General features: G+C 57.9%; 4 protein-coding genes. 3 read left to right on the top strand and 1 reads right to left on the bottom strand.

The genetic code is table 11. The annotated features are described in order from the left end of the window. Together D8U18_RS01415 and D8U18_RS01410 are read left to right on the top strand one after the other, a co-directional pair. The coding region (locus D8U18_RS01415) for a hypothetical protein (RefSeq protein ID WP_131106859.1) at positions 1–191 on the top strand (191 nt) is incomplete at its 5' end. 294 nt (positions 192–485) lie between these two features. After that, positions 486–1,580, top strand: coding sequence for a hypothetical protein (locus D8U18_RS01410; RefSeq protein ID WP_131106858.1), 1,095 nt, complete (start codon positions 486–488; stop codon positions 1,578–1,580). A gap of 41 nt (positions 1,581–1,621) precedes the next feature. On the opposite strand, the gene D8U18_RS01405 is transcribed toward D8U18_RS01410, so the two are convergent. Further along, complete coding sequence (locus D8U18_RS01405) at positions 1,622–2,512, bottom strand: RHS repeat-associated core domain-containing protein (protein ID WP_131106857.1); 891 nt, start codon at positions 2,510–2,512, stop codon at positions 1,622–1,624. Between the two features lie 267 nt (positions 2,513–2,779). Between D8U18_RS01405 and D8U18_RS01400 the strand changes: the two genes are divergently transcribed. Further along, positions 2,780–4,169 (top strand): LON peptidase substrate-binding domain-containing protein (locus D8U18_RS01400; RefSeq protein ID WP_131106856.1); only part of this gene is annotated, 1,390 nt, incomplete at its 3' end.

The following is a 4,169-nucleotide window of genomic DNA, read 5'->3' as shown; positions in this document are numbered from 1 at the left end:
ACCTGCGCGCCTACGACGTGAAAAACGGCAAGCAACTGTGGGAAGGCCGCCTGCCGGCCGGCGCACAAACCACGCCAATGACCTACACCGGCAAGGACGGCAAGCAATACGTGCTCGTCGTCGCCGGCGGTCATGGTTCACTGGGCACCAAACAGGGTGACTATGTGATTGCTTACAAACTGTCGGAATAAGTTTTAGCGGCAGTTAACCGAAAAAGGCGACTCCTGAGAGGGAGTCGCCTTTTTTGTCTGTGTGTCCGGGCCTGGTCTGCTACTTGATGAGGCGTACCGATCAATCGCCAATCGTTCTAAAAAACTGTCAACTTTCACAGTATCTTTCCGTTTCTCCGCTGCGCATCATCAACCGTGAACACGTACTCATGGATGACCCGCGGAGCCTTCATGCCTCACACCCAATCAGGCCTTGCAAGGCCGCTACGCGCCCGACATGCAAACGGCAACATGCGAAAGCCGGGAAGCTGAACCATGACAGCCACCACCATACAAGCCCGCGCACCCGGCAAAATCATCCTGATGGGCGAGCACGCCCTCCTTCACGGTTGTCCGGCAATCGCCACATCACTGGGCCTGTATTGCGACGTGCAAGTGCGCCCCCGTAACGACCAATACATAGAGTTGCAGCTGCCCGGTCTTGACCATCATCGCTGTTACACACTGGCAACATTGCTCGACTACCCGAGTCGCGAGGCCCAATTGCGTATCCCGGGTTTTACCCTCACTGGAAAAATCGACGCCGATTACCTGGTCAAATGTGCCATTGGCGTAATTCTGCGCAAGCTGACACCGAATCAATGGCGGGGATTTTCCCTGCGGGTGGAGTCGACCATTCCCACCCATTGCGGATTTGGCAGCTCAGGTGCCTTGGCTGTCAGTCTGGCCGCGGCGCTGTTGCGATTCTTCGATTTGCAACCGCGACAACACCCGCTGGAATCGGTGGCGATGAGCATCGAACGTTACCAGCACGGCCAACCGTCAGGGATCGATCACAACACCAGCCTGCTGGGTTCGACGGTCGAGCGGCGCCCCATGGCCGATGGCAATTTCAAACTGATCGCCTGGCCTAAAAGCACGGCGTGGTTGCAGTTGCGTGACGTACAACTCTACGACACCGGCGCCGCCCGTGAGACCACCGGACAAGTCATCGCCGCCACCCGCCAACGGCTCGAAGGCCCCGACAATGCACTTTTAAAACGCATGCGTCACACCGCTGAACGCTTCCGGGGGCTGTTGCAGCGGCCGGTCCTGATGCCCGCGACACTCAAGCACCTGCTCAAAGAATACGAAGCCGCGCTGGAAAGCCTCGGCGTGGTGCCGAGGAATATCGCCAAACTCATTCGGGTCATCGAAAAGGCCGGTGGCGCGGCGAAAATATGCGGCGCCGGCGCGCTCTCGGGGGACCAGGCCGGCGCACTTCTGGTGATCGGCGCACCCGCGCTACCGGAGTTGTCGCGATACCGCAGAATCGAAGCGCCACTGGCCGTCGATGGCTTGCAGATTCGCGAGGATGCACACGTTCAGCGCCTCGTCACCGAGCGACTTAGCGCTGATCCGGTCGACTGACGAGCCAATTGCTTTGAAACATGCGCCATCGGCTTTCTCGATCAACGTGAACGTATATTTGCCTTTTCCGGAGCAATCACCTCCGGTCCAGTCAATTGGCTAAACTGGCGAACTCTGTATCTGAAGAAATTCATCGCTTTCCCACTCTTGATCGCGGAGACCACTTTATCGACTAACTTCAGCGTTTTGCCCGCGCCACTCAAAACAACCCCAGCGTTTGTAACTGTTACCCCCGCAGCATACCCTCCATGTTGCAGCCCCATACCCGCGACCGACGTTATGTAGCCGACGCGAGATACCACAGTTCCGATCCCTCGCAATCCTTCCCCCGCTGGCGGAACGAACATCGAATAAAGTTTCCATCCGCTTTTCAGCCCACTTTGAACTGCTCGCAATGCACCTGCTATCGATTGAAAAAACTCACCAGAAGGATCGCTGAAATTGATCGGATCCCCTTTGCAATAGGCGAAAGCGTTAATGCCACCACGATCAAACGGGCTGAGTTTGTCTGGGCTGTTGAAGCGCATAAGGACCGGGTTGAAGGCACGACGTCCATTACCCAACAAATAGTGCCCCGTGGCCGCATTGGGCCGCTCACCGTTAAAGGCCAGGAGGTGGTTCATACCCGCTACAGACTGTCGAAAGCCGTAAGGCATGTAAGCAAAGCGCGTATGCCGTGCATCCTGAGTTTCAAGTAATACTGTGCGGCTCATATCTGTGAGGAGTAAGTGAGTCAACCTGTGACTCGCCTCTGTCTGCTGCTGTGCATGCAAGCCATGGGCGCTGCGAAAAATACTGAAACCGACAGGACCTTGTATGACGGTACTCAGATGCTCTGCGTTGTAAAAATCCTGCAACGTGGCTTTGCCAAACGGCGTAGTCCCGGCAAGGCGATCAAGCGCGTCATAGCGCAATGAGGTCTTGATCGACATGACATCACCTTATTGAAATCAGATTGTTATCCTCACCCCAAGTGCTGGCGCGGACAACTAGCAGAACTGATAGGTGTGGGGTCAGCGTACGTCAATGCTGTGGGTACCGTTATTGCGTCTCCTGGATCAATACGTCCGCGCCAAAGTCCAGCTAACCTGAATCCCTGCTGAACACACCTTCGAATGATCCATTAACGCCAAGGCATGCATTGAAACCACCGCCAACCTGCCCCATCTAAGACCCATACCCATTGCGCAGGTGCCCCCATGAGCGACCAGCAAGAATTCCCTGAAGACCCGAGCGAATACGCAGACCCGGAAAACGCCACCCACCACACTCCCGGCAAAGGCCTTGCCCTGCCCGGCCAGAACCTGCCGGACAAGGTCTACATCATCCCGATCCACAACCGACCGTTCTTCCCGGCCCAGGTGCTGCCGGTCATCGTCAATGAAGAGCCGTGGGCCGAGACCCTCGATCTGGTCGCCAAGTCCGATCACCATTCCCTGGCCCTGTTCTACATGGACACGCCCCAGGAAGACCCGCGCCATTTCGACACCTCGGCCTTGCCGCTGTACGGCACGCTGGTCAAGGTGCATCACGCCAGTCGCGAGAACGGCAAGCTGCAATTCGTCGCCCAGGGCCTGACCCGGGTTCGCCTGAAAACCTGGCTCAAGCACCATCGCCCGCCGTATCTGGTGGAAGTCGAATACCCGCACCAGCCCACCGAGCCGACCGACGAGGTCAAGGCCTACGGCATGGCGCTGATCAATGCGATCAAGGAACTGCTGCCGCTCAACCCGCTGTACAGCGAAGAGCTGAAGAACTACCTCAACCGCTTCAGCCCCAACGATCCGTCGCCGCTGACCGACTTTGCCGCCGCCCTGACATCGGCGACCGGCAGCGAGCTGCAGGAAGTGCTCGACTGCGTGCCGATGCTCAAGCGCATGGAAAAAGTCCTGCCGATGTTGCGCAAGGAAGTCGAAGTCGCGCGTTTGCAAAAAGAAATCTCCGCTGAAGTAAACCGCAAGATCGGCGAGCACCAGCGCGAGTTTTTCCTCAAGGAACAACTGAAGGTCATCCAGCAGGAGCTGGGTCTTACCAAGGACGACCGCAGCGCCGACCTCGAGCAGTTCGAACAGCGGTTGGTCGGCAAAGTGCTGCCCGCGCAGGTGCAGAAACGCCTTGAAGAGGAAATGAACAAACTGTCGATCCTCGAGACCGGTTCGCCGGAGTACGCAGTGACCCGCAACTACATCGACTGGGCGACGTCGGTGCCATGGGGCGTGTACGGCGAGGACAAACTCGACCTCAAGCATGCGCGCAAGGTGCTGGACAACCATCATGCCGGCCTCGACGACATCAAGGACCGCATCCTCGAGTTCCTCGCAGTCGGCGCTTATAAAGGCGAGATCAGCGGCTCCATCGTGTTGCTGGTGGGGCCACCGGGCGTGGGTAAAACCAGTGTCGGCAGATCCATCGCCGAATCCCTCGGGCGCCCGTTCTACCGCTTCAGCCTCGGCGGCATGCGTGACGAGGCCGAGATCAAGGGCCACCGCCGCACCTACATCGGCGCACAGCCGGGCAAACTGGTGCAGGCGCTCAAAGACGTCGAAGTGATGAACCCGGTGATCATGCTCGACGAGATCGACAAGATGG

It is taken from the genome of Pseudomonas sp. Sample_10, from assembly GCF_004321495.1.
In the GTDB taxonomy this organism is placed as follows: Bacteria; Pseudomonadota; Gammaproteobacteria; order Pseudomonadales; family Pseudomonadaceae; genus Aquipseudomonas.
Note: the sequence above shows the minus strand (reverse complement) of the source record. Positions and strands in the feature narration are given on the sequence as shown.